This is a genomic window from Anabaena sp. FACHB-1237 (genome assembly GCF_014696225.1).
Taxonomy (GTDB): domain Bacteria; phylum Cyanobacteriota; class Cyanobacteriia; order Cyanobacteriales; family Nostocaceae; genus FACHB-1237.
This window is the reverse complement of record NZ_JACJPV010000001.1, coordinates 63,066-86,683: the sequence shown is the minus strand read 5'-3', so window position 1 is coordinate 86,683 and position 23,618 is coordinate 63,066. Positions and strand designations below refer to the sequence as shown.

At 35.6% G+C, this 23,618-nt stretch carries 16 protein-coding genes, 1 tRNA gene and 1 pseudogene; 5 read left to right on the top strand and 13 right to left on the bottom strand.

Features of this window, described 5'->3' with window-relative positions; translation table 11 throughout:
• Positions 1–10: 10 nt before the first annotated feature.
• Positions 11–2,233, bottom strand: a complete 2,223-nt coding sequence (locus H6F32_RS00415; RefSeq protein WP_190367362.1) for a tyrosine-protein kinase domain-containing protein — start codon at positions 2,231–2,233, stop codon at positions 11–13.
• Between the two features lie 119 nt (positions 2,234–2,352).
• On the opposite strand from H6F32_RS00415, the gene H6F32_RS00410 reads away from it, so the two are divergent.
• Positions 2,353–2,517, top strand: a complete 165-nt coding sequence (locus H6F32_RS00410) for a hypothetical protein (RefSeq protein ID WP_190367477.1) — start codon at positions 2,353–2,355, stop codon at positions 2,515–2,517.
• Here the strand turns inward: H6F32_RS00410 and H6F32_RS00405 are convergent.
• The 3 genes and pseudogenes from H6F32_RS00405 to H6F32_RS00395 all read right to left on the bottom strand — a co-directional run bounded on the left by H6F32_RS00405 (position 2,436) and on the right by H6F32_RS00395 (position 5,150).
• Positions 2,436–3,181 (bottom strand): annotated as a pseudogene (locus H6F32_RS00405) (endonuclease V). The gene H6F32_RS00410 and the pseudogene H6F32_RS00405 sit on opposite strands and share 82 nt — an antisense overlap.
• A 122-nt stretch (positions 3,182–3,303) precedes the next feature.
• Positions 3,304–3,375: transfer RNA gene (locus H6F32_RS00400), tRNA-Gln, on the bottom strand.
• 446 nt (positions 3,376–3,821) lie between these two features.
• Positions 3,822–5,150, bottom strand: a complete 1,329-nt coding sequence (locus H6F32_RS00395) for a hypothetical protein (RefSeq protein ID WP_190367361.1) — start codon at positions 5,148–5,150, stop codon at positions 3,822–3,824.
• 1,235 nt (positions 5,151–6,385) lie between these two features.
• Here H6F32_RS00395 and fmt point away from each other — a divergent pair.
• Positions 6,386–7,390 carry a methionyl-tRNA formyltransferase gene (gene fmt / locus H6F32_RS00390; protein WP_190367360.1) on the top strand — a complete coding sequence of 335 codons (1,005 nt, stop codon included), beginning with the start codon at positions 6,386–6,388 and terminating at the stop codon, positions 7,388–7,390.
• A 338-nt stretch (positions 7,391–7,728) separates the two neighbouring features.
• Here the strand turns inward: fmt and H6F32_RS00385 are convergent, their stop codons facing one another.
• The 7 genes from H6F32_RS00385 to H6F32_RS00355 all read right to left on the bottom strand — a co-directional run bounded on the left by H6F32_RS00385 (position 7,729) and on the right by H6F32_RS00355 (position 16,558).
• Positions 7,729–8,088, bottom strand: coding sequence for a DUF6464 family protein (locus tag H6F32_RS00385; RefSeq protein ID WP_190367359.1), 360 nt, complete (start codon positions 8,086–8,088; stop codon positions 7,729–7,731).
• A gap of 402 nt (positions 8,089–8,490) precedes the next feature.
• Positions 8,491–10,332 (bottom strand): ATP-dependent zinc metalloprotease FtsH3, encoded by a 1,842-nt coding sequence (ftsH3, locus tag H6F32_RS00380; protein ID WP_190367358.1) that lies wholly within the window; start codon positions 10,330–10,332, stop codon positions 8,491–8,493.
• A 170-nt stretch (positions 10,333–10,502) separates the two neighbouring features.
• Entirely contained in the window at positions 10,503–11,288 is a 786-nt protein-coding gene (locus H6F32_RS00375) for a hypothetical protein (RefSeq protein WP_190367357.1), read from the bottom strand.
• A gap of 532 nt (positions 11,289–11,820) precedes the next feature.
• A complete protein-coding gene (locus tag H6F32_RS00370) occupies positions 11,821–12,822 on the bottom strand; it encodes a transaldolase (protein ID WP_190367356.1) in 1,002 nt (333 codons plus the stop codon).
• A gap of 118 nt (positions 12,823–12,940) precedes the next feature.
• Positions 12,941–14,371, bottom strand: coding sequence for a pyruvate kinase (gene pyk, locus H6F32_RS00365; protein ID WP_190367355.1), 1,431 nt, complete (start codon positions 14,369–14,371; stop codon positions 12,941–12,943).
• Between the two features lie 228 nt (positions 14,372–14,599).
• On the bottom strand, positions 14,600–15,619 hold the full coding sequence (gene gap / locus H6F32_RS00360; protein WP_190367468.1) for a type I glyceraldehyde-3-phosphate dehydrogenase: 1,020 nt from the start codon (positions 15,617–15,619) through the stop codon (positions 14,600–14,602).
• Between the two features lie 705 nt (positions 15,620–16,324).
• Positions 16,325–16,558: a hypothetical protein gene (locus H6F32_RS00355; RefSeq protein WP_190367354.1), complete on the bottom strand. Its 234-nt coding sequence runs from the start codon at positions 16,556–16,558 to the stop codon at positions 16,325–16,327.
• A gap of 205 nt (positions 16,559–16,763) precedes the next feature.
• On the opposite strand from H6F32_RS00355, the gene pruA reads away from it, so the two are divergent.
• Together pruA and H6F32_RS00345 are read left to right on the top strand one after the other, a co-directional pair.
• Entirely contained in the window at positions 16,764–19,736 is a 2,973-nt protein-coding gene (pruA, locus tag H6F32_RS00350; RefSeq protein ID WP_190367353.1) for an L-glutamate gamma-semialdehyde dehydrogenase, read from the top strand.
• Positions 19,737–20,183: 447 nt separating this feature from the next.
• Positions 20,184–20,750, top strand: coding sequence for a Uma2 family endonuclease (locus H6F32_RS00345; RefSeq protein WP_190367467.1), 567 nt, complete (start codon positions 20,184–20,186; stop codon positions 20,748–20,750).
• 81 nt (positions 20,751–20,831) lie between these two features.
• Here H6F32_RS00345 and mutT read toward each other — a convergent pair whose 3' ends face one another.
• Both mutT and psb29 read right to left on the bottom strand, forming a co-directional pair.
• Entirely contained in the window at positions 20,832–21,245 is a 414-nt protein-coding gene (mutT, locus tag H6F32_RS00340; protein ID WP_190367352.1) for an 8-oxo-dGTP diphosphatase MutT, read from the bottom strand.
• 115 nt (positions 21,246–21,360) lie between these two features.
• The gene (psb29, locus tag H6F32_RS00335; protein ID WP_190367351.1) at positions 21,361–22,047 is read right to left on the bottom strand and encodes a photosystem II biogenesis protein Psp29; all 687 of its coding nucleotides are present in this window, start codon (positions 22,045–22,047) and stop codon (positions 21,361–21,363) included.
• A gap of 416 nt (positions 22,048–22,463) precedes the next feature.
• On the opposite strand from psb29, the gene hemF reads away from it, so the two are divergent.
• Complete coding sequence (gene hemF / locus H6F32_RS00330) at positions 22,464–23,504, top strand: oxygen-dependent coproporphyrinogen oxidase (RefSeq protein WP_190367350.1); 1,041 nt, start codon at positions 22,464–22,466, stop codon at positions 23,502–23,504.
• The last annotated feature ends 114 nt before the right edge of the window (positions 23,505–23,618 follow it).

Sequence of the window (23,618 nt, the reverse complement as noted above, 5' to 3'; positions counted from 1 at the left end):
GTAAATCAATTCATAGGCAAAATTCGTTACCAACAATACCAATTAAATTTAAGTGACTCAAAATTTCCGTAGCTTCTCGTAATTGCTCAGGACTAACTTTACCTATTCTCCCTACCATAACAATACTATTGCATAAACTGGCAATAATTCTTCCATCCACAGTATCTAAAACTGAAGGAGCATCTATTAAAACCAGATCATATTTGCTTTCAAATAACACAATTAATTCTTTCATTCTTTGAGAACTTAAAAGATTAACTGCATCTTCTGATATTGGACCAGCAGTTAATACATCAATCGCTGGATGAATCGGTTGAATATAATTATCTAACGGAGTATAAATATCATCAACTAATAACAAAGATAATCCCCAATCATTAGATATATCTAACGTTTTATGTAAACTAGGAGAACGCAAATTAGCATCAATTAATAAGACTCTTTGGTGCATATTTGCCGCACTCGCACCTAAACCTAAAGCTAAAGTAGTTTTACCTTCTCCTGGTACAGATGAAGTTAACATAATAGACTTCAAAGGCAGACAATTATTTAATATCTGAAGATTTTGATAAATAATATCTAAAGTTTCATGTTTAGGCAATTCCTGGAGACTTTGTAACTTACTAATTGCCACACTGTTATCATTACTTATATCTTTACTTCCCCAAATAAATGGCAATTTAGTCTGACTAACAGATTGATTATTAAGCAGCTTAGGTACAGAACCTAATAACCTTAAATGTGTCACTTGCTGTAATTCTTGTACCGATAAAATCTTCTGATTTAATTTTTCCCATAACCACAAAAAGGTTATTCCTAAAATTGGTCCAAGGAAAATACCACCAATAATTATGAACCATCTCCGATGACCTATAGATATTCCTAAATCTGGTTCTGTTAATATCTGCCAGTCAAACCCTTCTTGAGCAATTTTAACTCCTAAAAAATTCTGCAATTGTAATAATTGATCCCGTGTTTTTCGATTAGTTTCTAACTCAGAAATCAACGCTTTATACTCAGCAATTAAACTAGGATATTTCTCTAATTTTTTCTTAATTTCTTCCTCAGAACTTCCCAAAGCATTATCATTAGCAATTAATCCTGAATACTTAATCTTTAACTGTGTTAATTCCTGCTCTAACTGAGAACTAATTTTAGCTAATTGTGGCTGATTATTTGCTTGATTTTTGTTTTGATTATTATATTCTGCTAAAAGTTTATTAATAACTGTTTGTCGCTGTTTCAACTGTTGAATAATTGGATGTGTCTCTGTATAAAGTACACGAAATCTAGCTAATTCTTGTTCGGTTTTTTTCACTTCATTAACTAAATTTCGATACTGACTATTATCAGATTCCGTAACAGGATTAACTGCTATATTATCAAGTTGAGCGGATGAAGAAATCGCTTGTCTTAAATTTTGATTACGACTTTCTATGTCTTTTATTTGTGCTTTAATAGTTTGTCTTTGTTTTTGAATATCTCCTAGAGATTTTACTAAAATCTGACTTTGTAAAACAGGATCAATTAAATTATTGTTCTTGCGGAATTTTTGGAGTTTTTCTTCTGTTTTGATTAAATCATCTTGTAATTTAGGAAGATGATGATTAATAAAAGCTAAACCTTGATTGACACGCTGATTTTTTCGCTCAGTATTATAATCCTGATAGACTTTTTGTAATGCTTGTAAAATCCTTTTCGTTTTTAAGGGATCACGATCTTGAAATGAAACTACAAATACCTGACTTAAATCTTGACCATTTGGAGACTTATTAACTAATTTATATAATTCTAAAAATGATTGTTGACGAGTTTTATTTTGACCATTAATATCTTTAATATCTTGTATTGTGATATTTGGATAATCTTTTTTTAGTAAAAATACAGCTTTCTGTAATAATTTATCACTTAACATTAATTTCATTTGACTGTCATAATTAATATTATCATCAATATTTTTTAATCCGGATTGTTTGGATAATTCCAACTTTTGTTTTTCTGAATTATTATTTACAGACTGATCTAATTTATAACTGATTAATATTTGCATACTACTTTGATATATCTGTTTAGTAGTAATAGCAAACATAGTAGTCAAGGAAATAACTACACAAGAAATACCCAAAATAGGTACAGGATGACGTAAGATAATAGGAGGTATTTTTTTTAAGTTAGTGACTGTTGTTATAGAACTACCAAGTTGTTGTTGAACAGGGATACTATTGCTATTCATAATTACATTCCTTATTAACTCTGACAATTTTTACAATATATCTAGCTGGGGATAAAAACCTAATTTTTTAGATTTTCCAGTAGTGCTTAAATTCTTATTTCTTAATTTCATAGATATTTATGCTGCATCAGTATGATGAATATAAAAAAGATAAATTTTGTGCAAAAATTTATCCATTATTTATCCATTATTCATCTATTATTTACCTATCTGATGCTAGTTTATCAGCCACACGAGTAGTTTCTGGTAAACGATATTTAGGAGTACAATCTAACACATATTGAATTGCTGTTGTTAAACTAATACGATAACCAATGGAAACATATACAGGTTTTATAGCAGTTTCCGTTATTATGAGGTACAGATGTTAATGATAAAACCCTTGTAATACAGGCATCTTGCTGTGTTCATAGTGTACCTCATGTAGATGGAATGTGCTGTACTGCATTTCTCCTGCATCTGTCATAGGTTGCCAATTTCCTCTATTTTCTCCTAACTGTGCATATTCACCAATTAACCAGGATTTAGCTACACCAATTGTAGGTATATCTATTAATAAACCCAAGTGAGAAGCAATACCAAATCTGCGCGGATGTGCTATTCCCTGTCCATCACAAATAATTATATTTGGGATAGTTTGTAGTTTTTTAAAGTATCAATAATAGCAGGTATTTCTCGAAAGGAAAGATATCCAGGAATATAGGGGAAACTGGTGGGAAGATACGCTAAACTAGTTTCTACTAGTTGTAAATCAGGAAAACTCAGTACCGCCACTGCTGCGCCACAGGTTTTACCATCTTCTAAAAAGCCCATATCCACACCTGCTATATAGTGGATCTTTTCAGGCAATTGATCTACAACAGTAATTACTTGTTTTCTCAGGTTTTCTTGAATAGCCTTAGCCGCTTTTATATTGCTTGGCCAGTTATCCAATTGAGGAATTTTCATAACTAGGAATAAGGTAAAACTAGTCTATTCTAGGGTAGCATTTCCTCAAAAACCAAACACATAAGTGATTTAATAGCTAGTTTACACTAGTAAACCGTTTTATATTTTTAACTGGGTTTTAACTGGGGCGCTAGGATTCGAACCTAGGGATGGCGGGACCAAAACCCGCTGCCTTACCGCTTGGCTACGCCCCAACAATTTCACTTTAAATAATATAGCATTACCACTAGGGTTTTTGTCAAGTGTTTTGGCAAAAATTTTTTGAGAAATTTGAGAAATTTTTTTGAGGTAGGTTGTTTATCCAAAAGTCTTAATTAATAGTGCTTTCAGACTTTTGCTGCTGTAGATAGTATTTGATAATAGCTATCCTTATACATTTTTGTATATACTTTGTATCTGTAATATTTAATACATTATTAAGCTATTGTGCCTTGAATTTAGATCATGGATGCAAGCAAGATGCTTGTACTACAATAATTTTAGGTTTTTTAGTTATACAGTGAGTGCTGCACATCAGCTTATTTATTAAATTTGTATTGTTTGTTTTTACCCGATAGATATCCATCCCGTACTAAGTAGTGATCAAGAAAAATATCCCCGAATTTTGCCATAATGATAAAAAAATTCGGGGATCGTGATTTTATCGAGAAGCAAGTTGTGGATCAGCCCAAATTTTGCCCCTATTACCAAATGTTACCGCTTGATCTGCTTCTGCTGCCAGTTCTATGGTTTTACCATCGTTATTAACTTGTACTAACGGCCAATTTTCCTCACCAAGTTCTCCTGAACGGAATAATACACTGTTGGGTTCATTTTTACTCCAACCTAATAAGATCGCTATCTTCTCACGATCTTCTTGTTCTTGATGGGGAGCAATAGTATTGATCTGATTATGTTGACGATGCCAAATTACTGCTTGATCTGTAGCGTCTGCTGTATTAAAAAGTGCTACAAATTTTCTAGCTAAAAAGCGATCGCCTGTTTTGGACCAACTCACAGGTACTAACACAGCAATTTTCCCATCCTCTGGCATTTCCTCAGTTAATTTCTCCTGTTTTTTCAATAAAGGATCATTAATTTGATTAGTTGTCAATAATACTTTTAACTGTTTGGTTTTTCTATCTTCAATAAACAAAGCACTATTAACTCGACTATTGTGCATTTCTGGTTTAACGGTCATTTCTACTCGACTATAAATTGCATATCTACCATCTGTTGAAACCACAGGAATACTGCGGTAATACCGCACACCAGAATTACCTTTACCCCCTACATTTTCCTGGGTTTTCATGATCCATTGCCAAGGAATAGGATGGGGACTACCAATGGGATCATTTTGTACCATTTCCCCATTTTCTGGTGGTTGATCTGTAGTTATTTGTTCATTTACAGGTGTTTCTAATCCTCTAGCATTATTAGGTAAAACCCTCACATTTGGCAAGGCTTGAGAGTTAGAATTTTCATCTACTCCCTGAATGGGCTGATTCCTTTGAGGATCTTTTAATTCTTCTGAAGTATGAGAATGATTATTTTCTAGTCTATTGGACTTAATGCTAGAAGATTTATCATCTTTTTGTGATGGTAATATCTTTAATTGTATGGCTTCAAACATCCCTGAAGAATTTTCTACTTTTGTCCCTTTTACTCCTGAATATTTTCCAGTTTGATTATTATCTTTGATAATTGGTTCAACAACAGTATTTCCTTTTGATAAACTAACTTCATTCAGGAGAAAATACTTGTTAAATTTTAATACCTCTTGTGGAGAACTAGAATTTTGTTGAATGGAACTTTCCCATTTATATCTTGATTTTCCATACTCTACTTTGATATTTCCTTTTTCTAATTGTTTGGCTGCAATACTATTAACAGATTCTCCTGCTAGGGGAGAAAGCATAATTAAAATAAAAACGTATTTGACAAATGGTTGAAGACGGAACCATCCTGATACAAAAAAATGTTTAAGCATATTGATATTCTCCAGGGGCAGTAGCTAGGGGCAGGCAATTTTTATGTAGGATCAGATCAAGTTATGACTATTATGTATATCAATAAATTCAGAACTCTTTCTAGATAATTTATCCAAATTTTGCATCACTTTACAAAACTTCTCATTTTATTATTTATATCTGAAAATTTTGTAAAAAATAGACAGCATGAACTACAGATAATTACAGACGTTCATCATAACTTAGGTAGTTTTTTAGCACGATAAATTTTGTAGAAATCAGACTATAAGCCTTATCTACTGTAATAAGATTTTAATTCTTGGAAATGTCTATTGAATAAAATAGTTGACTACAGACCATCACTAGTATGAATAATAGTCAAGATGAGCAAAACTAGCTTATTCAATAATTATGATTAGGTACTTTAGACTTGATAATTTAGCGATCATGAACAGAGTTCGTGTTTATAAATCCATTATACTCAATATACTGGGCTTAGTACCACAGGACGTAGGTCATGCATTCAAAAGTCAAAACGAAGACAGTGTAGGCTTTTGGACGATTTAGAATGGTTAGTTTATTTACGCCAAGCTGTACTAGTTATACACTAGGTATTCATTTCATAAGAAAAAATACTCTTTGCTGCTCAAGATCAAAAACTGTTTGTTTTCTAAAAGTTTAACCTAGCTTAACACATGATCAATAACAGGACTGACACAAAACAGAACTAAAGTAGGGGTAATTCGGGAACTACCTCTACGCAAGAATCAGGTGTTCAGTCCAATCTTGCGTAAGTCCTAAATAATAAAGAAATTCTGTAAATATTAATATATTTTTAATATATTTTTCCTCCCACTCACTAATCCCCTTGAATATCTTACACAATTTTACAAAACAAAAAAATCCCACTTCAGTCTAATTAACTTGGACTTAATTCTACAAAAGTTATTTAGTAGCAAACTATACAACTTGATTTTTGAAATTACTATTGGTAGATACAAATTATACACTTTGTTTTTTCAGTGCAAGGTAGTAAACTATTTTAGGGCAATGATCTTAGACAGTTTTGCTAAAATTTAACTAACATTCAACAATATACCATCAAACTTCTAAAATTATCCCTCGCAGAGAAAAAATATTGAAGAATATTTGATTAAGATTGTTGGTGTTGTCAATTATCAGCAATTAAGAACTGATCTAGTCTTAATTGTTCATATATTACTGATCATTTACTACTAACCCTTAATGAAACTTAATGAAAATAGTTTTTTTTGGTACTCCTGATTTTGCTGTTCCTACGTTGGAAAGATTAATTCAAGATGAGAATTTTCAAGTATCTGCTGTTGTTACTCAACCGGATAAACGCCGAGAACGCGGCAATAAAATGACACCTTCACCTGTAAAAATTCTGGCTATAAATCATCATATACCAGTATGGCAACCAGAAAGAATTAAAAAAGATGTGGAAACGTTGACTAAACTTAAACAACTAGAAGCGGATATTTTTGTAGTGGTTGCTTATGGGCAAATATTATCTCAAAAGATATTAAATATGCCTAAGTTTGGTTGTGTGAATGTACATGGTTCCATTTTGCCCCAATACCGAGGTGCAGCACCTATTCAATGGTGTTTGTATCATGGAGAAGCAGAAACAGGGATTACTACCATGTTAATGGATAGGGGTATGGATACAGGGGATATGTTGCTAAAAGCCACTACATTTATTAATCCACTAGATAACGCCGAAACTTTAGCAGATAGGTTAGCTGTGATTGGTGCAGACTTATTAATAGAAACTGCTTTAAAATTAGAGAATCAGGAAATAACAGGGATTTCCCAGGATCATAATTTAGCAACTTACGCATCTTTGATTACTAAGAATGATTATAATTTAGACTGGTGGAGAACTGCGATCGCATTACATAATCAAATTAGAGGATTTTATCCTCATTGTGTAACTAGGTTTCGCAACCAACCACTAAAAATCATGGCCACTATTCCCCTAGAAACTGAATATATCCAGGCATTACCACAACAATTACAAGATAAAATACATAAAACGGCTAATTTGTCAACTATTTCTGGTGAACCTGGTGAAATAGTCGCTATTATTAAAGGAGTGGGAGCGGTAGTACAAACAGGATTAGGTTTATTGCTACTATTAGAAGTCCAACTAACTGGAAAACGTCCCTATTCAGGATGGGATTTTGTCAATGGTAGTCGTTTAGTGTTGGGGGAAAAATTGACAATAGAAAATTAATACTCGATCAAGTATGGTATTAGGGGGCAAGATGCCCACACTACAGAAATCTTATCATTAGCGATCGCACCTAATCATTGAAAATTGATAGAGTATAGATAGAGTATATGTGATTTGCATCCCATATAGGCAGGACTTACGCAGATGAAACATTCGTAGGGTGTGGTTCGACAAGCTCATCAACTACGTCAGAGAGTATAAATCTTGCAAATAAACAGATTTTTGATATCTGACGTATCCTACAACTACAACAGATTTTTTAGTGTGACACTTGCGTAAGTCCTAATAGAATTAGATTTTTTTTATTAATGCACATTATTATTTACTATTAGTTAATATTATTTATTATTCCTTTCATAATATTTACAAGAATTACAAGGACCTTCTGGGTTGACAGCGCAACGGATAATTTCCGAGTGAGCGTTATAATTACAAGTAGCATCACCAATTACCCAACGTCCAGCAAATAGGCTTTTTTCTAAGGGATAGGTGACTTTTTGTACGTAAATAGCAATATCATGTAAATGATAACGTCCTAATTTTAATTGATAGCGATGACGGCGTTCTAAAACTGTGTATGTTTTACCGTCAACATCAAGATAATTTCCTGGTTGTGGTATCCAGTCAAGTTGTAATTTTCCTAGTGACTGACGGGAGTTTGTTAAAATTACCTCTGTGGGTAAATTGGATATTTCCATGATTGAATTTGATATTAATTATTGAGAATATTATTGTTAAGTGGTTATGATATCAAACATTTTGCTAATTAACCAATTAATTGCAGCTAAAATCTGATCAAGTTTAGGTCATATACTATCCACTCAAATAAGTTAATCTATAAACAACCCTCTTAATGAATGGGTAAAATCATGGTTGAACAACTTTTAATCAATGTTGATGATGTTGAGGATTATGATATTCCAGATGTTAGCCGGTGAAAACAGGATAATTGGTTACGTTGGTGTACTCAAGATGGCCAAGTTCTGCTGACTGGTGATGAACGTGCTACAAAGGAAAACCGGGCTCAATTATCACAAAAAGATCCCCGAATTCAAGAGTTCGGGGATCTGATAATTTTAGCGGATTTTATTTAGCTAAAACTAGGCGAAAGCTGCCATTTTCACATCATTGTTAGCGAGAATTTCCTGCAATTCTTCTGCATCTACGGTTTCTTTATCAATCAACATTTGTGCTATTTGATCTAAAACGTGACGGTTGCTAACTAGTACATCCCTAGCTCGACTGTAGGCAGTATCTACTAATTTGCGTACTTCTTCATCAATTGCAGCAGCAGTTTCTTCAGAGAAATCTCGTTCTGACATGATATCTCTACCCAGAAACATATTACCTTGTTGACGACCTAAAGCAACTGGTCCTAAGCGATCGCTCATTCCAAAGCGAGTAATCATTTGTTTTGCTACTCTAGCTACTTGTTGTAGATCATTAGAAGCACCTGTAGTAACTTCTTCTTCACCAAAGATAATCTCTTCAGCAAGACGACCACCTAAAGCTACGGCCATTTGATTTTCTAAATACGCACGACTGTATAAACCTGTATCCATGCGGTCCTCACTGGGAGTAAACCAAGTTAAACCACCTGCACGTCCACGAGGAATAATACTAATTTTTTGTACTGGGTCATAATCAGGCATTAATGCACCCACTAAAGCATGACCCGCTTCATGATAAGCTACCAAGGTTTTACGCTTTTCACTCATTACCCGATCTTTCTTCTCTGGACCTGCTAATACACGATCAATAGCGTCATTAATCTCATCCATAGAAATTTCGGTTAAATTCCGACGTGCTGCTAAAATAGCGGCTTCATTCAACAAGTTTGATAAGTCTGCACCTGTAAAACCAGGAGTACGTCGGGCAATTTTATCCAAGTCCACATCTTTAGATAGGGTTTTACCACGCGCATGAACTCTCAATATTTCACTGCGTCCAGAATAGTCAGGACGATCAACTACTACTTGACGATCAAAACGACCAGGACGTAATAAAGCCGCATCCAATACATCAGGACGGTTTGTAGCTGCGATGATGATAATACCAGTATTACCTTCAAAACCATCCATTTCAGTTAATAACTGGTTGAGGGTTTGTTCCCGTTCGTCGTTACCTCCTCCTAAACCAGCACCTCTTTGACGACCTACTGCGTCAATTTCATCAATAAAGACGATACAAGGAGCATTAGTTTTTGCTTGTTCAAACAGGTCACGGACACGGGACGCACCTACACCCACAAACATTTCTACAAACTCAGAACCAGAAATACTGAAAAATGGTACTCCGGCTTCTCCAGCTACAGCGCGAGCTAGTAAAGTTTTACCTGTACCTGGAGGTCCAACTAACAGTACACCTTTAGGAATTTTCGCACCAATGGCAGTAAAGCGATCGGCATTCTTTAAAAAGTCTACAACTTCGTTTAATTCTAATTTAGCTTGGTCAATACCTGCCACATCCCCAAAGGTAACTTGTGTTTGTGGTTCCATTTGCACTCTAGCTTTAGACTTACCAAAGTTCATGGCCTGACTACCAGGTCCTGCTTGAGCGCGACGCAGTAAGAAAAATAATCCTACTAATAGTAACACAGGTAAGAATAACCCACTCAGAGCTTTAAACCACATACCTTCATCCGCTTGGGGAAGAACGGAAATATCCACTCCTCTAGCTGTTAAGGTATTGATTAAGTCTGGATCATTGACTAAAGTGACAATTTTCTTATTGGGTTCATATTTAGGTGTTACTAGTGCTGTAGAACGGTCTGGGCTTAAGCTGACCTTTTCCACGCTACCTTTTTCTACTTCTTGAATAAATTGACTATAACGCCATGTTTCTTGAGTTTGTGGTTGCTTTTCAAAGAATGTTGTTCCTAATGCAATCACTACTATTAACAATAGCGCGTATAGTCCTGTATTTCTCCATTTTTTATTCACCGAGGTTTGTTCTCCTAATATTTTTGATATTTTTGAGCGTAGCTTTTTTTGAGAGAGTGGCTGTTATGAGAATTATATTAACTTATTTTAAGATAATCCCAAATTTCTTCACTATGATGATAGGTATGGACGAGATTTCCACACCTGCTGATCACTTGCAGATCACTCCATCAGTCTTGTTCTGGTAATGTAACACCATAACTGCCATCAGGTCGCTTGATCAATTGCCCTCCTAATGCTTCTATTTCTTTGATGGCTCGTTTTTGAGTCTTTTCATCTAGTTTATTCTGTAAAACCATTGTCCATGTTGCTACTCGTGCTGCTTTACTAGCAGGGTTTTTACTCAGAAATGCGGCGGTTTGTCGGGAAATAGATACTACGTTTTTACTTTCTTCGTCATTATAGGTACTAGCCCAATTAGCAGCTTGTGAAAATGATTGTGATGCTTTTTGAGCATTGCCCATAAATAATAGTTCGTCTGTACCTTTATATCTCCATATATAGTAGGATCTGGGCGGTAGTCGGGGTGATAAGGACTTAAGATTATTCTCCATGATGGAAATAGTTTTTTCTGGCATTCCTGCATATAGGGAGGTACTCACGGACAACCCCAGATATGCTTCTAAAAAGCGGGGATCTCTGGTGAGAATAATATCGAAGTATTCTGGACTAATACTGTACCCTATTTTATCTCTAACTTGGTCATCTCCAAAGTATTGCAGAAAGTCTATATATACCCAATCGGAAATTAGGTTTTTATAGGTGAAGCTGGGTAGTGTCTCTAATAATTCTAAGCGTAAACTTTCTTTTTGTTCATCTTTTTTTAGTTCTTCAATGGAACTTGACTCTTGACTAACTAAAAGTTTTTGTAGTTTTGGTACTTGTAATAAGCTAACACTAACCATACAAGTCAAAGCTACTATGGGAGTAATTATAGCTTCACGGGATAGTAACATAGTTAATTTGATTCTTGAATATTTTCAATAGGAGTCAGAAGATTCAGGAGTATGTAGAGATTTAACATTGTTAAAACCTTACATAAATTTATGAGTTAATAAATTTTTAAGCATCTCAAAAACAATATAAATTTACAAAATAAATTTACAAAAATTTTCATTTTTTTGGTTGCAACCCCTTGACTTTTTCTCCTGGAACTGATACTTTTATAATGGAAATATCAGCACTAAAGTTTATGTCTGTATAATCCATTATTTATAATACGACTATCATACCAGATTACAACCCCAGTACAACATCAAAAATAGGATTTTTCTTTAAAAAAACTTATTATTTTTTAGATAAAATATAAGTTTAAGTTATCAAATAAGGATAATTGTGGAAAAAAGCGATCGCCTAGATAGAGTACCAAGCAAGATAGTACAAAAATGGGGCGATCGCCAATAATTAATCCCTAGCCAAAGGAATCAATCAAAACTAGTTTAACGTTAATAACGCTACTGAGGATGATGGTAGAAACCCCCTGATCGTTTAAGCTGTTACCATTTCAGTTTCTAAACGTGCTAATCTTGTGGCCAGTAATTGTTCCAAAGTAATTAAAGCCTTGGTGAAACCATCAATACCTTCTGCGAGTTTATCAGAAGACATACGATCAGCAGCGTGCATCTGATCAAAGGTTGCCTTATCAATGGTAATTTTTTCAATACTCATAGTAGCGGAATTATTCGCATCTAGTTTGCGAGGTAGTGCCGCAGTAGAATTTTGCAACTCAGTAAGTAAGCCAGGAGAAATAGTTAATAGATCACAACCTGCCAATTCAGTAATTTCCCCGATGTTACGGAAACTAGCGCCCATGACCTCGGTTTTATAACCAAACTTTTTGTAGTAGTTATAAATTCTAGTTACAGATAATACACCAGGATCTTCCGATGGGGGATAGCTATCACGGCCAGTATCTTTTTTATACCAGTCGAGAATGCGGCCGACGAAGGGAGAAATGAGAGTAACTTTAGCTTCAGCACAGGCTATAGCTTGATGAATACCAAATAAGAGAGTTAAATTACAGTGAATACCCTCCCTTTGCAATACTTCGGCAGCTTTAATACCTTCCCAAGTAGCGGCGATTTTAATTAAGACGCGCTCCTTACCAATACCAGCAGCTTTATATTGGGCAATTAAATCTCTAGCTTTAGCAACAGTAGCATCTGTATCATAAGATAGACGAGCATCAACTTCTGTAGAAACTCGACCAGGGATAATTTGCAAGATTTTTAAGCCGAAAGAAACAGCCAAGCGATCGAAAGCTAAAGATACCACTTGCGCTTGACTAGCTTTATTTCCAGCATCCTTTTTAGCCTGGATCAAAGTTTGATCCACAATATCCTGATATTCTGGCATTTGGGCTGCGGCTGTAATCAAAGAAGGATTTGTGGTAGCATCTTGAGGCTTAAACTTTTCAATTGCTTGAATATCGCCAGTATCGGCAACTACAACAGTTACCTCTCGCAATTGTTCTAATAAATTCTTAGACATAAAATACTCCAAAAATAGGCTTAATTAGGTGACAGGGAATAGGTTACAGATAAAAATGCGAATATGGCTTGCGCCATGCTACGCTATCAGACAGAGAATTGTCATCTATTCTAGACTTTTAGGCAGTGATAGGTTGTCCAATAGAATGCACTTTAATTAAACTTGTTGTACCAGACATACCAATTGGTACACCAGATGTAATTACCACCTTGTCACCTTTTTGAACACAACCACGTTCCACTACTGTATTCACTACATGGGTAAACATTTCCTCAGCAGTGTGAACCGGAGGAATTAATAAAGGTTGTACACCCCAAGATAAGGCCATTTGACGATAGGCTGTAGGTTCGGAAGTTAAGGCGACAATGGGGGTACTGGGACGATATTTAGACACTAGTTTAGCGGTACTTCCTGAACTAGTATTACAAAGAATAGCTTTAGCGCCGGTTTCATAGGCGATGCGACAAACTGCTTGGGCTACGGATTCTGTTACTGTTAAACTACCGGCACTATCACTCCAAGAATGTCTATCTGCTTCTTCCAGGGCTTTTTCCGTTTCTAGGGCGATATTGTGCATAGTTTGTACCGCCGCAATGGGATATTCTCCGGTGGCAGTTTCTGCAGATAACATGATGGCATCTGTACCATCTAATATGGAGTTGGCCACATCTGTTGCTTCAGCGCGGGTGGGATCTGGAGCACTGATCATGGATTCTAACATTTGCGTGGCGGTAATCACAGGTTTACCAGCTAAATTGCATCGGTGAGTGATATCTTTTTGAATCAGGGGAACTTGATGAATAGGCATTTCTACGCCTAAGTCACCCCGGGCGATCATAATAGCATCAGCTATTTTAAGAATTTCGTCAAGATTTTCTACTGCTTCTGGGCGTTCAATTTTTGCAATGATGCGAATATCCGCGCCTGCACCTTCAATCATGCGTTGTGCAGGTTCTAAGTCTTGGGGCGATCGCACAAAGGAAACTGCTACCCAGTCTATACCCAATTGAATGCCAAAACGTAAATCCATCAAGTCCTTTTCTGTAATAGAACTGACAGGTAAAGGAGTAGCTGGTAAATTTACACCTTTGTGGGAAGAAATTAACCCACCGATGTTTACCTCAGCCCGAATTTTATCCGCATCCCTACTAGTTACAGTTAATTTTACCCGACCGTCATTAATTAAAATACGCTCACCAACTCGCATCATGGCAAATAAAGTAGGTAAAGGTAGGGGAATTTCATTAATATTTTCTCCCTTATCCTGTAATAAAAATGTCACCTCTTGGCCTGTGGTTAACATTATACCTTCTGGTGGTAATTTGCCCAAGCGAATTTTTGGACCACATAAATCTTGCATGATAGCGATCGGTTGTTTAAGATTATCACTAATGCGTCGCAAATTTTGAAAAGTTTGAGAATGAAATTCATAAGCACCATGGGAAAAATTTAAGCGTGCCATATTCATGCCAGCTTTTACTAAAGCCTCTAACTTTTCGGGAGTGCAAGTAGCAGGACCAACGGTACAAACAATTTTGGTGCGACGCATAAATATTTTCAGATAGGGAATAACGGTAAGGTAAAAGCACCCCGTTAAGCCCTATATAATTGACAATGGACAATTGAGAGTTGAGAATCAAGAATTGAAAACTACAACAAATTTCATTTAATTAATTACAGAATTAAATGAGGTAAATGATAATAGATAAATGACCACAGTAAAATATTTACCTCATCTAGCTGTAAATTGCTGTATCAATTGTCAATTATCAATTATTTACCCTTCTTTTTGTGCCATAGATAACATTAAATCAATGACACGATTAGAATAGCCCCATTCATTGTCATACCAGGAAACAACTTTAAAAAAGTTAGCATTTAATTCAATTCCTGCGCCGGCATCAAAAATGCTAGAATGGGCATCTCCTTGAAAGTCTGTGGAAACTACTTCTGCATCAGTGTAACCGAGAATACCTTTTAATTCACCTTCTGCCGCTTGTTTCATAGCTGCACAAATTTCTTTGTAACTGGTGGCTTTTGTAGTTTTAAAGGTTAAGTCAACTACAGATACATCAGGAGTAGGAACACGGAAAGCCATACCTGTTAATTTACCTTTTAATGCAGGTAATACTAAGGCTACAGCTTTAGCTGCACCTGTGGAAGAAGGAATAATATTTTGCGCTGCACCACGTCCACCACGCCAATCTTTTTTACTTGGACCATCTACTGTAGGTTGTGTAGCTGTCATAGCGTGAACTGTAGTCATTAAGCCTTCAGCTAAACTAAAATTGTCATGAATGACTTTAGCGATGGGGGCGAGACAATTTGTAGTACAACTAGCATTAGAAACGATCACATCTTTGCTAGGATCAAAGTCTTGATGGTTAACACCTACCACCATTGTCTTTACTCTTTCAGGATCTTTTGTAGGTGCGGAAATTATAACTCTTCTTGCACCAGCTTTAAGATGATTTTCTGCACCCGCGAAGTCAGTAAATAAGCCTGTAGACTCTACTACATAATCTACTCCTAGTTTACCCCAAGGTAATTCTGCGGGATTACGCACAGATACACAAGGAATAAAATGGCTGTCAATAACCATCCCATCTTCTTTCGCTTCTACGTTGGATTTTAGTTTGCCATGAGTAGAATCGTATTTTAATAGGTATGCAAGATTATCTGGTGGAACTAGGTCGTTAATGCCAACAAACTCAATATTGGGGTTATCTATTCCGGCGCGTAGAACTAGACGACCGATGCGACCAAAACCATTAATAGCTACTTTTAATTTAGCCAAAGTTAAATCTCCTGTAGTAATGAATCTAATGAGGAATAATGGGCTAATTGTCATCTGACTTAGCTGATTCTTACAGGAAAAATCAGCATATTGTGGATTTAACAAGCAAAATTTAAGGTTTGGGTAATTAAGTGATGGTGAATGTTAGGATTTTTATGGATACAATCCTGTAAGTCCTGATTTTCAATGTTGTTAATTAAGTACTAATGCAAAATTAATTACAGCAATCCTCAATTATTAATGATAAAATACGTAATTAAGAAAAGATATTTTTAATACCCTATAATGTTTGATTTTTCCGTTGAAGTGATATATTGATCGTAATTCATAGTCGTAACCATTCGTTCCATAAGGCACAAAGGTGATGACCGTATTTTCTCACATTTTAATTAAGATTGCTATAATGCTGCTTTGATTTCATTTCTTCTAGCAGAGTAAGCTGTTGTGCTTTTAACTTGAATAATTAATACAAGCAAGATGCTTGTGCTACTGTAACTTCAGGTTTTTTAATTATACAGTGAGTGCTGCACATTAGCTTATAAATTGATTTTTGGTGTTATTTCACCTGCTAAAATTTTAGTTAGTTTAGCGGACTAAGAAAAGTAGTTGGTGAGTCTATCTTTGATAGAAACTCAACCTTAGAGGCTTGTAGTTAGCCCTGTAAGGTTTAGGGCCTTACCAAGCTAGAAATATTTGACTATATTTTTAGTAACTATTCTGACTATCATTAGCAATGATATAGCAAATTCTTTGTAAACCAGCTTCTTTTGTAAATGCATAAACAATTCCCGGATCTTGCTTTTTTGCGCCATAATGCCAATTGTTCTTTGTAGGTTGTTCTGTACAACTTACTAACCAGTTAACAAATGTCACCAACCATAGTAGACCTAATTTTTGTAATTTTTTCTCAATTTTCACAACTACCACTTTCACAATCATTACTGGAGATTGTTTACAATTGCAAGATCAATAAGTTAAAAATAACAGTATTCAGCATTCAAATATCAGCTAATACTTAAAAACTAGCTCTACTAAATGCTTAAAATTAGCACCCTAAGACATTTTTACACCATCATTTCCCATTTCTCCAGAAAAATGGAACTTTAAAACTACTAACAAAAAGACTTAAAAGACTAAAAAACTTATGGTATTACAAATAGAAACCAGCAATTACGAATCTAAAACCCAGGAAATTGCTAAACAATTGCTGATATCCACACAAGAGAAACAATCTTTTTTTGCTTCTTTGCGTGACCAAATGCGCTGGGATGATAAACTTTTAGCCTGGGCCATGAGTAACCCCGGTTTACGAGTACAATTATTCCGATTTATAGATACACTTCCTGCTCTTCATAGTAAATCAGAAATTGCATCACATTTGCAAGAATATTTAGGCGATGATTCCGTAGAATTACCATCAGCACTGAAGGCATTGTTAAATTTTGCTCATCCTGATTCTATGGCTGCACAGGTAGCAGCTACTACTGTGGAGACTGCTGTGCAAACTTTAGCACATAAATATATTGCTGGGGAAAATATCTCCCAAGTGATTAAAACGGTGGAAAAGCTCAGAAAAGAAAAGATGTCTTTCACTATTGATTTATTGGGAGAAGCGGTAATTACTGAAACTGAGGCTGAATCCTATTTACAAAGATACCTGGATTTAATCACCCAATTGGTAGCAGCTTCTAAAAATTGGTCCTCTATTCCCGCTATTGATGAAGCTGATGCCGTAAGTATTCCTAAAGTACAGGTTTCAGTAAAGTTAACCGCGTTCTATTCCCAATTCGATCCTTTAGATGCAGAAGGTAGCGAAAAGAAAGTGAGCGATCGCATTCGTATTTTACTACGTCACGCTCAAAAATTAGGCGCAGCAGTTCATTTTGATATGGAACAATACGCCTATAAAAATATTACTTTCAATATTCTCAAGAAAATACTCTTAGAAGAAGAATTTAGACAGCGTACAGATATAGGTATGACAATTCAAGCCTATTTACGCGATAGTGAACAAGATGCTAGAGATATTATCGCTTGGTTAAAATTACGCGGTTATCCTTTGACAATTCGTTTAGTTAAAGGTGCTTATTGGGATCAAGAAACTATCAAAGCAAATCAAAAACATTGGCCGCAACCAGTTTATAATGATAAGTCTGCCACTGATGCAAATTTTGAAACAATTACCCAAATATTGCTAGAAAATCATCAATATGTGTATTCTGCCATAGGTAGTCATAACGTGCGATCGCAAGCTAAAGTTATAGCGATCGCCGAAAAGCTGCAAATTCCGCGTCGTTGCGTAGAAATGCAGGTTTTATATGGTATGGGGGATAAAATCGCTAAAGGTTTAGTTGACAAGGGTTACAGAGTGCGGGTTTACTGTCCTTATGGTGATTTATTGCCAGGAATGGCCTATTTAATTCGCAGATTATTAGAAAATACGGCAAATAGTTCTTTTTTACGGCAAAATTTAGAAAATCGTCCCGTGGATGAGTTATTAGCGCCTCCTCTGATGTCTCACGCAGAGGCGCAGAGTCGCGGGGATGAGGGGTTTAAGGGTGTTGCTGATACAGATTATGCAATTGAGGAGGAGCGGAAAAAGTCTCATACAGCTTTTGCTAAGGTACGTCAACAATTAGGACAATTACATTTACCATTTATTAATGGGGAATATGTGAATACAGAGACAATTATTGATTCTGTAAACCCTTCAAAATTTACTCAAGTAATTGGTAAAATTGGACTGGCAAGTATTGAACAAGCTGAGTTAGCTATGAAGGCGGCTAAAGCTGCTTTTCCTGCTTGGAAGAAAACTCCAGTTAAACAAAGGGCGGATATTTTACGTAAAGCTGCGGCATTAATGCAAGCTAAACGCACTGAATTATCAGCCTGGATAGTATTAGAAGTTGGTAAACCAGTTAAAGAAGCTGATGCAGAAGTATCCGAAGCTATAGATTTTTGTCTCTATTATGCGGAGGAAATGGAAAGGTTAGACAAAGGTATAAATTATGATGTTTCTGGAGAAACTAATAAGTATATTTATCAGCCTAAAGGAATTGCGGTGGTTATTTCTCCCTGGAATTTTCCTCTTGCTATTGCTTGCGGAATGACTGTATCTGCTTTAGTTTCCGGGAATTGTACAATTTTAAAACCTGCGGAAACCTCGACTGTGATCACGGCAAAATTCACAGATATCTTAATAGAGGCAGGAATACCTAAAGGTGTATTTCAATACGTTCCCGGTAAAGGTTCTCAAGTCGGTGCTTATTTAGTCAATCATCCTGATACCCATGTCATAGCTTTTACAGGTTCGCAGGAAGTAGGATGTAGAATTTACGCAGAAGCGTCCATATTAAAACCTGGTCAAAAGCATCTGAAAAAGGTGATTGCGGAAATGGGAGGCAAAAATGGCATCATCATTGATGAAAGTGCTGATTTAGACCAAGCTGTGATGGGAGTTGTACAGTCTGCTTTTGGGTATAGTGGACAAAAATGTTCAGCTTGTTCGAGAGTAATTGTCCTTGCACCAATTTATGACACATTTGTGGAGAGATTAGTAGAAGCGACAAAATCTTTAAATATTGGTGAAGCAGAATTACCAAGTACCCAAGTAGGACCAGTGATTGATGATCAGGCACAGAAACGGATTTTAGAATATATTGAACAAGGAAAACAAGAAGCAACACTGGCGTTACAGATAGATGCACCAGCCCAAGGTTATTTTATCGGACCTGTGATCTTTTCTGACGTTCCTGGAGATGCAGCGATCGCTCAACAGGAAATATTTGGACCAGTTTTAGCAGTAATTAAAGCAGATAATTTTCAACAGGCTTTAGAAATTGCCAACTCTACCAATTACGCCTTAACAGGAGGATTATATTCTCGCACACCATCCCATATAGAACAAGCGCAAGCAGAATTTGAAGTTGGTAATTTGTACATTAATCGTACTATTACCGGAGCAATTGTAGCGCGTCAACCGTTTGGTGGGTTTAAACTTTCTGGAGTAGGTTCAAAAGCAGGAGGACCAGATTATTTATTACAGTTTTTAGAACCGCGACATATTACGGAGAATATTCAACGTCAAGGTTTTGCACCGATAGAAGGTAATGAATAATTAATTCGTAGGGGTTTAGCACTGCTAAACCCGATACATTTATAAATGTATAAAAATCCCCGACTTTTTTAAGAGATTGGGGATATACAGCACTTCCCGATATCATAGTATTAGGAGTTAAAAACCAAGAAGTTTGACTCTACCTCATAACAAAGGAATCTGCTGTAATTGACTTTGTGTACCAAGAAAGCTACAATTATACTTAATATTGTTCAGAGAAAAAGATAATGAAAACAAGTTGACTTTACTTTTAATATTAGTTTTACCTTTCTGGATAATTAGACAGTAACTAAAGATTGATCTTCTTCCCACGAAAACAAAAATTCAAGTTCATCAGATTCAACAAAAGCGATCGCAATTATTATTAACCATAGTTCAGTGTTATAGTATAACTAGCTGTAATCGCAATTTATAATTGCTTATACTCAAAATAACGGAGTAATCATGATGCTACAAGTTAAACATCAATTTCAAAGTTTTGAAGAATATCTATCTTATGATGATGGTACAGATAAATTGTATGAATTGTTTAATGGGGAGTTAATTGAAATGCCACCAGAATCAGGAATTAATGTGCAAATTGCCACATTTTTATTAATTCAATTTGGATCACTATTAGGTTATAAAAGAGTGCGGGGACATGGTTTGGAATTAGAAGTAAGAGGAGAACCTAGAAACCGTTATCCTGATCTAACTATTATTAGAGAAGAACATATTAAACAATTAGCAAACCGTAACACAATTCGTTTATCAATGTTACCACCTTTATTAGTAGTTGAAGTAGTTAGTCCTGGAGAATTACAAAGAGATAGAGATTTTATTGCTAAACGTTTACAATATCAAGATTGTGGTATTCCTGAATATTGGATTGTTGATCCACAAAATCGCACTATATTAGTATTAGAATTAATCAATGAGATTTATAATGAAATTGGTGTTTTCTCCGGTGATGATTTAGTTATATCTCCACAATTTAATGAGCTAAATTTGCAAGTATCCCAAATTTTTGATTAAGGATACATAACAACATCTCCAACTTCTAACATAATTCTTTAGCATTCTTTAGCAAATCGGGTATTCTCGGATAAATTATACCTATCCTTTACTCTTTTTCAAAGCCGCAATAATTTCTATATTCGCTGCTGGAAAAGTAAAATTATCCAACTCATCCACCATTACCCAGCGAATTTCCGCACATTCTATAGTTTGAGGAATACCCATTAAATGATCACAAAGATATACCTTTAAAGTAACTCGTAAATGTTCATAAGTATGATCAATAGTAATCAAATGTTCCCCCACTTTAATCTTAATTCCTAATTCCTCTAAAATTTCCCGTTCAATACATTCTTCTATAGTTTCCCCTGGTTCAATTTTCCCCCCAGGAAATTCCCATAACCCTGCCATTGTACCTTGAGGAAGACGACGATCAATTAAAATTTGATTCTTGTCGTTACTAATAACAGCAACACCAATAATTTTATGCGGAATACTAGATTTTTGATTCATGATTAATAGATAATTAAATAAGTGTAGATATCCTGGAAGTAATAAACAATTATAACAGTAAATAGTCAGATCCCCGACTTCTTAAAGAAGTCGGGGATCTCAACCTGAATATTACCTAACTAGCAGAAGTATTTAATTCCTGTTGACGCTTATCTCGTTTTTTGCGATCAGCAGAAAGTATATCTTCCATTACAATTAATGCTTGCGCTATCTTTTCCAGATTAGAACTATACAATTCTAAATCTTTACTTAGTTTATCCTCGGATAGATGTAAACCATTAGCGATCGCTTTTAATGTATCAGCACGCTGTTGAGCATCCTTGACAATTTCTGGATCTGCCTTTTCTAACAATGAAAACAAACCAATAGCTAACAAGCGACTATATTTAAAGTTAGCATTGGCAATAATGCCTTGTAGTTGATCCTGCAAATCCTGATTTTGTAAAGTTGCTGATTGTGTCAACCCAGCAATTAAATCCTGACCTGGTAAACTAGCTGCTATACTTTGTAATCTCGACGCATCTTCTCGATAACGTTGAGGATCTTGTTCTACAGCCCGACAAATAGCGTTGAAAATAGATTCTTTATCTCGTTCTGGTTGGTAGCCATCCATAAAACGATCAAAAGCAGTAACAACGCCTAAAGCATAAATCCCATTGTAACTAAAATCTACATTGACTGACAGTAGGTGCATTTCTACCATCAACTCTTCCACAACCCGACGGTAAATAGTATTAATAGGGCGGGTATGGAGGGAGTAAAAGGTTTTTTTTGTATCAGATACAGTACGGACGTTATTCACGCAAAAAATATTAACGAAACTTATTATTTATAGTAACAGGGAATAGGTGATAGATGATAGGTCTTTCTCCTGAGTGCGGAGGAGGAAGTTCTTTCTTCTGACTCTTAACAAAAATCGTAAATAAACTTAACAAATATACAACTACATCCCCATTTAAGGCACAATTTACAGTAGTTCAGATATTTAAGGATCTTTAACCTCAGTTACTACAGTTGAAAATTGGACTTGTGCAGGTAAGTTAGGTGTCAGTTAGGAAAACTATCAACATTACCCTTTACCCCTCTCATCCTTCTAATTTCTTTGAGGTTATATATTTGAAATCTGACTAGTCAAGAATAGCTATCATGTTTAATCTTGACAGATTGTACACAAAAATCCTATCCGCTCGAAAATTGTTACTTTAGGTTCGGGAATCTATGTCAACCAACTTGCAAACCCCCACTCTTACAAAAGAATCATCTCATTTTTTGCCTCCAGCTAACGCTAAATCTCGTGTTAGCCAATTTATGCAAACTTTACAAGATGAAATTACTCAAAGTTTAGAAAAATTAGATGGTAGCGGTACATTTCATCAAGATAGCTGGGAACGTCCTGAAGGTGGTGGTGGGCGATCGCGTGTACTGCGTGATGGTACAATCTTTGAACAAGCAGGAGTAAACTTTTCAGAGGTTTGGGGTTCTCATTTACCCCCTTCCATCCTCGTACAACGTCCAGAAGCAGAAGGACATGGTTTTTATGCCACTGGTACATCCTTAGTATTGCATCCACGCAACCCTTATGTACCTACAGTACATTTAAACTATCGCTATTTTGAAGCAGGTCCAGTATGGTGGTTTGGTGGCGGTATAGATTTAACACCTTACTATCCCTTTGCTGAAGATGCCATTCATTTTCATAAAACTTTAAAACAAACCTGTGATCAACATCATCCAGAATATTATCCCATATTTAAACGTTGGTGTGATGAATACTTTTATCTGAAACATCGCCAAGAAACTAGAGGTATTGGAGGTATATTCCTAGACTATCAAGACGGCCAAGGTACTATCTATCGTGGACCAGATCCTAAAGGACCAGCAGCTAATTATAGCAACCAAGTAGGAGAACCCGAACCTCGTACCTGGGAACAAATATTTAGTTTAGTAGAAGACTGTGGTAGAGCATTTTTACCAGCTTATGTTCCCATAGTAGAAAAACGTCATAAAATGGAATATGGCGATCGCCAACGTAACTTCCAATTATACCGTCGGGGTAGATACGTAGAATTTAACCTAGTGTATGATAGAGGTACAATCTTTGGTTTACAAACCAACGGTCGTACAGAATCAATTTTAATGTCACTACCCCCCCTAGTACGTTGGGAATATGGTTTTCAACCCGAACCAAATACACCAGAAGCCCAGTTGTATGAGACTTTCCTTAAACCTCAAGATTGGATAAACTATACTCCAGCCTAGAAAGAATGTAAAAGTCAAAAGTCAAAAGTCAAAAGTCAAAAGTCAAAAGTCAAAAGTATTCCAAGTAAAGGCTTTTGACTTGTTGTTTTGTATTTTTTTCTATTGATTTTTCAT

What these genes read in the sequence shown, in the direction of transcription:
- H6F32_RS00415 (WP_190367362.1), bottom strand. Translation starts at nt 2,233, where the DNA reads ATGAATAGCAATAGTATCCCTGTTCAACAACAACTTGGTAGTTCTATA.
- H6F32_RS00410 (WP_190367477.1), top strand. Translation starts at nt 2,353, where the DNA reads ATGCTGCATCAGTATGATGAATATAAAAAAGATAAATTTTGTGCAAAA.
- H6F32_RS00395 (WP_190367361.1), bottom strand. Translation starts at nt 5,150, where the DNA reads ATGCTTAAACATTTTTTTGTATCAGGATGGTTCCGTCTTCAACCATTT.
- fmt (WP_190367360.1), top strand. Translation starts at nt 6,386, where the DNA reads ATGAAAATAGTTTTTTTTGGTACTCCTGATTTTGCTGTTCCTACGTTG.
- H6F32_RS00385 (WP_190367359.1), bottom strand. Translation starts at nt 8,088, where the DNA reads ATGGAAATATCCAATTTACCCACAGAGGTAATTTTAACAAACTCCCGT.
- H6F32_RS00375 (WP_190367357.1), bottom strand. Translation starts at nt 11,288, where the DNA reads ATGTTACTATCCCGTGAAGCTATAATTACTCCCATAGTAGCTTTGACT.
- H6F32_RS00370 (WP_190367356.1), bottom strand. Translation starts at nt 12,822, where the DNA reads ATGTCTAAGAATTTATTAGAACAATTGCGAGAGGTAACTGTTGTAGTT.
- pyk (WP_190367355.1), bottom strand. Translation starts at nt 14,371, where the DNA reads ATGCGTCGCACCAAAATTGTTTGTACCGTTGGTCCTGCTACTTGCACT.
- H6F32_RS00355 (WP_190367354.1), bottom strand. Translation starts at nt 16,558, where the DNA reads ATGATTGTGAAAGTGGTAGTTGTGAAAATTGAGAAAAAATTACAAAAA.
- pruA (WP_190367353.1), top strand. Translation starts at nt 16,764, where the DNA reads ATGGTATTACAAATAGAAACCAGCAATTACGAATCTAAAACCCAGGAA.
- H6F32_RS00345 (WP_190367467.1), top strand. Translation starts at nt 20,184, where the DNA reads ATGCTACAAGTTAAACATCAATTTCAAAGTTTTGAAGAATATCTATCT.
- mutT (WP_190367352.1), bottom strand. Translation starts at nt 21,245, where the DNA reads ATGAATCAAAAATCTAGTATTCCGCATAAAATTATTGGTGTTGCTGTT.
- hemF (WP_190367350.1), top strand. Translation starts at nt 22,464, where the DNA reads ATGTCAACCAACTTGCAAACCCCCACTCTTACAAAAGAATCATCTCAT.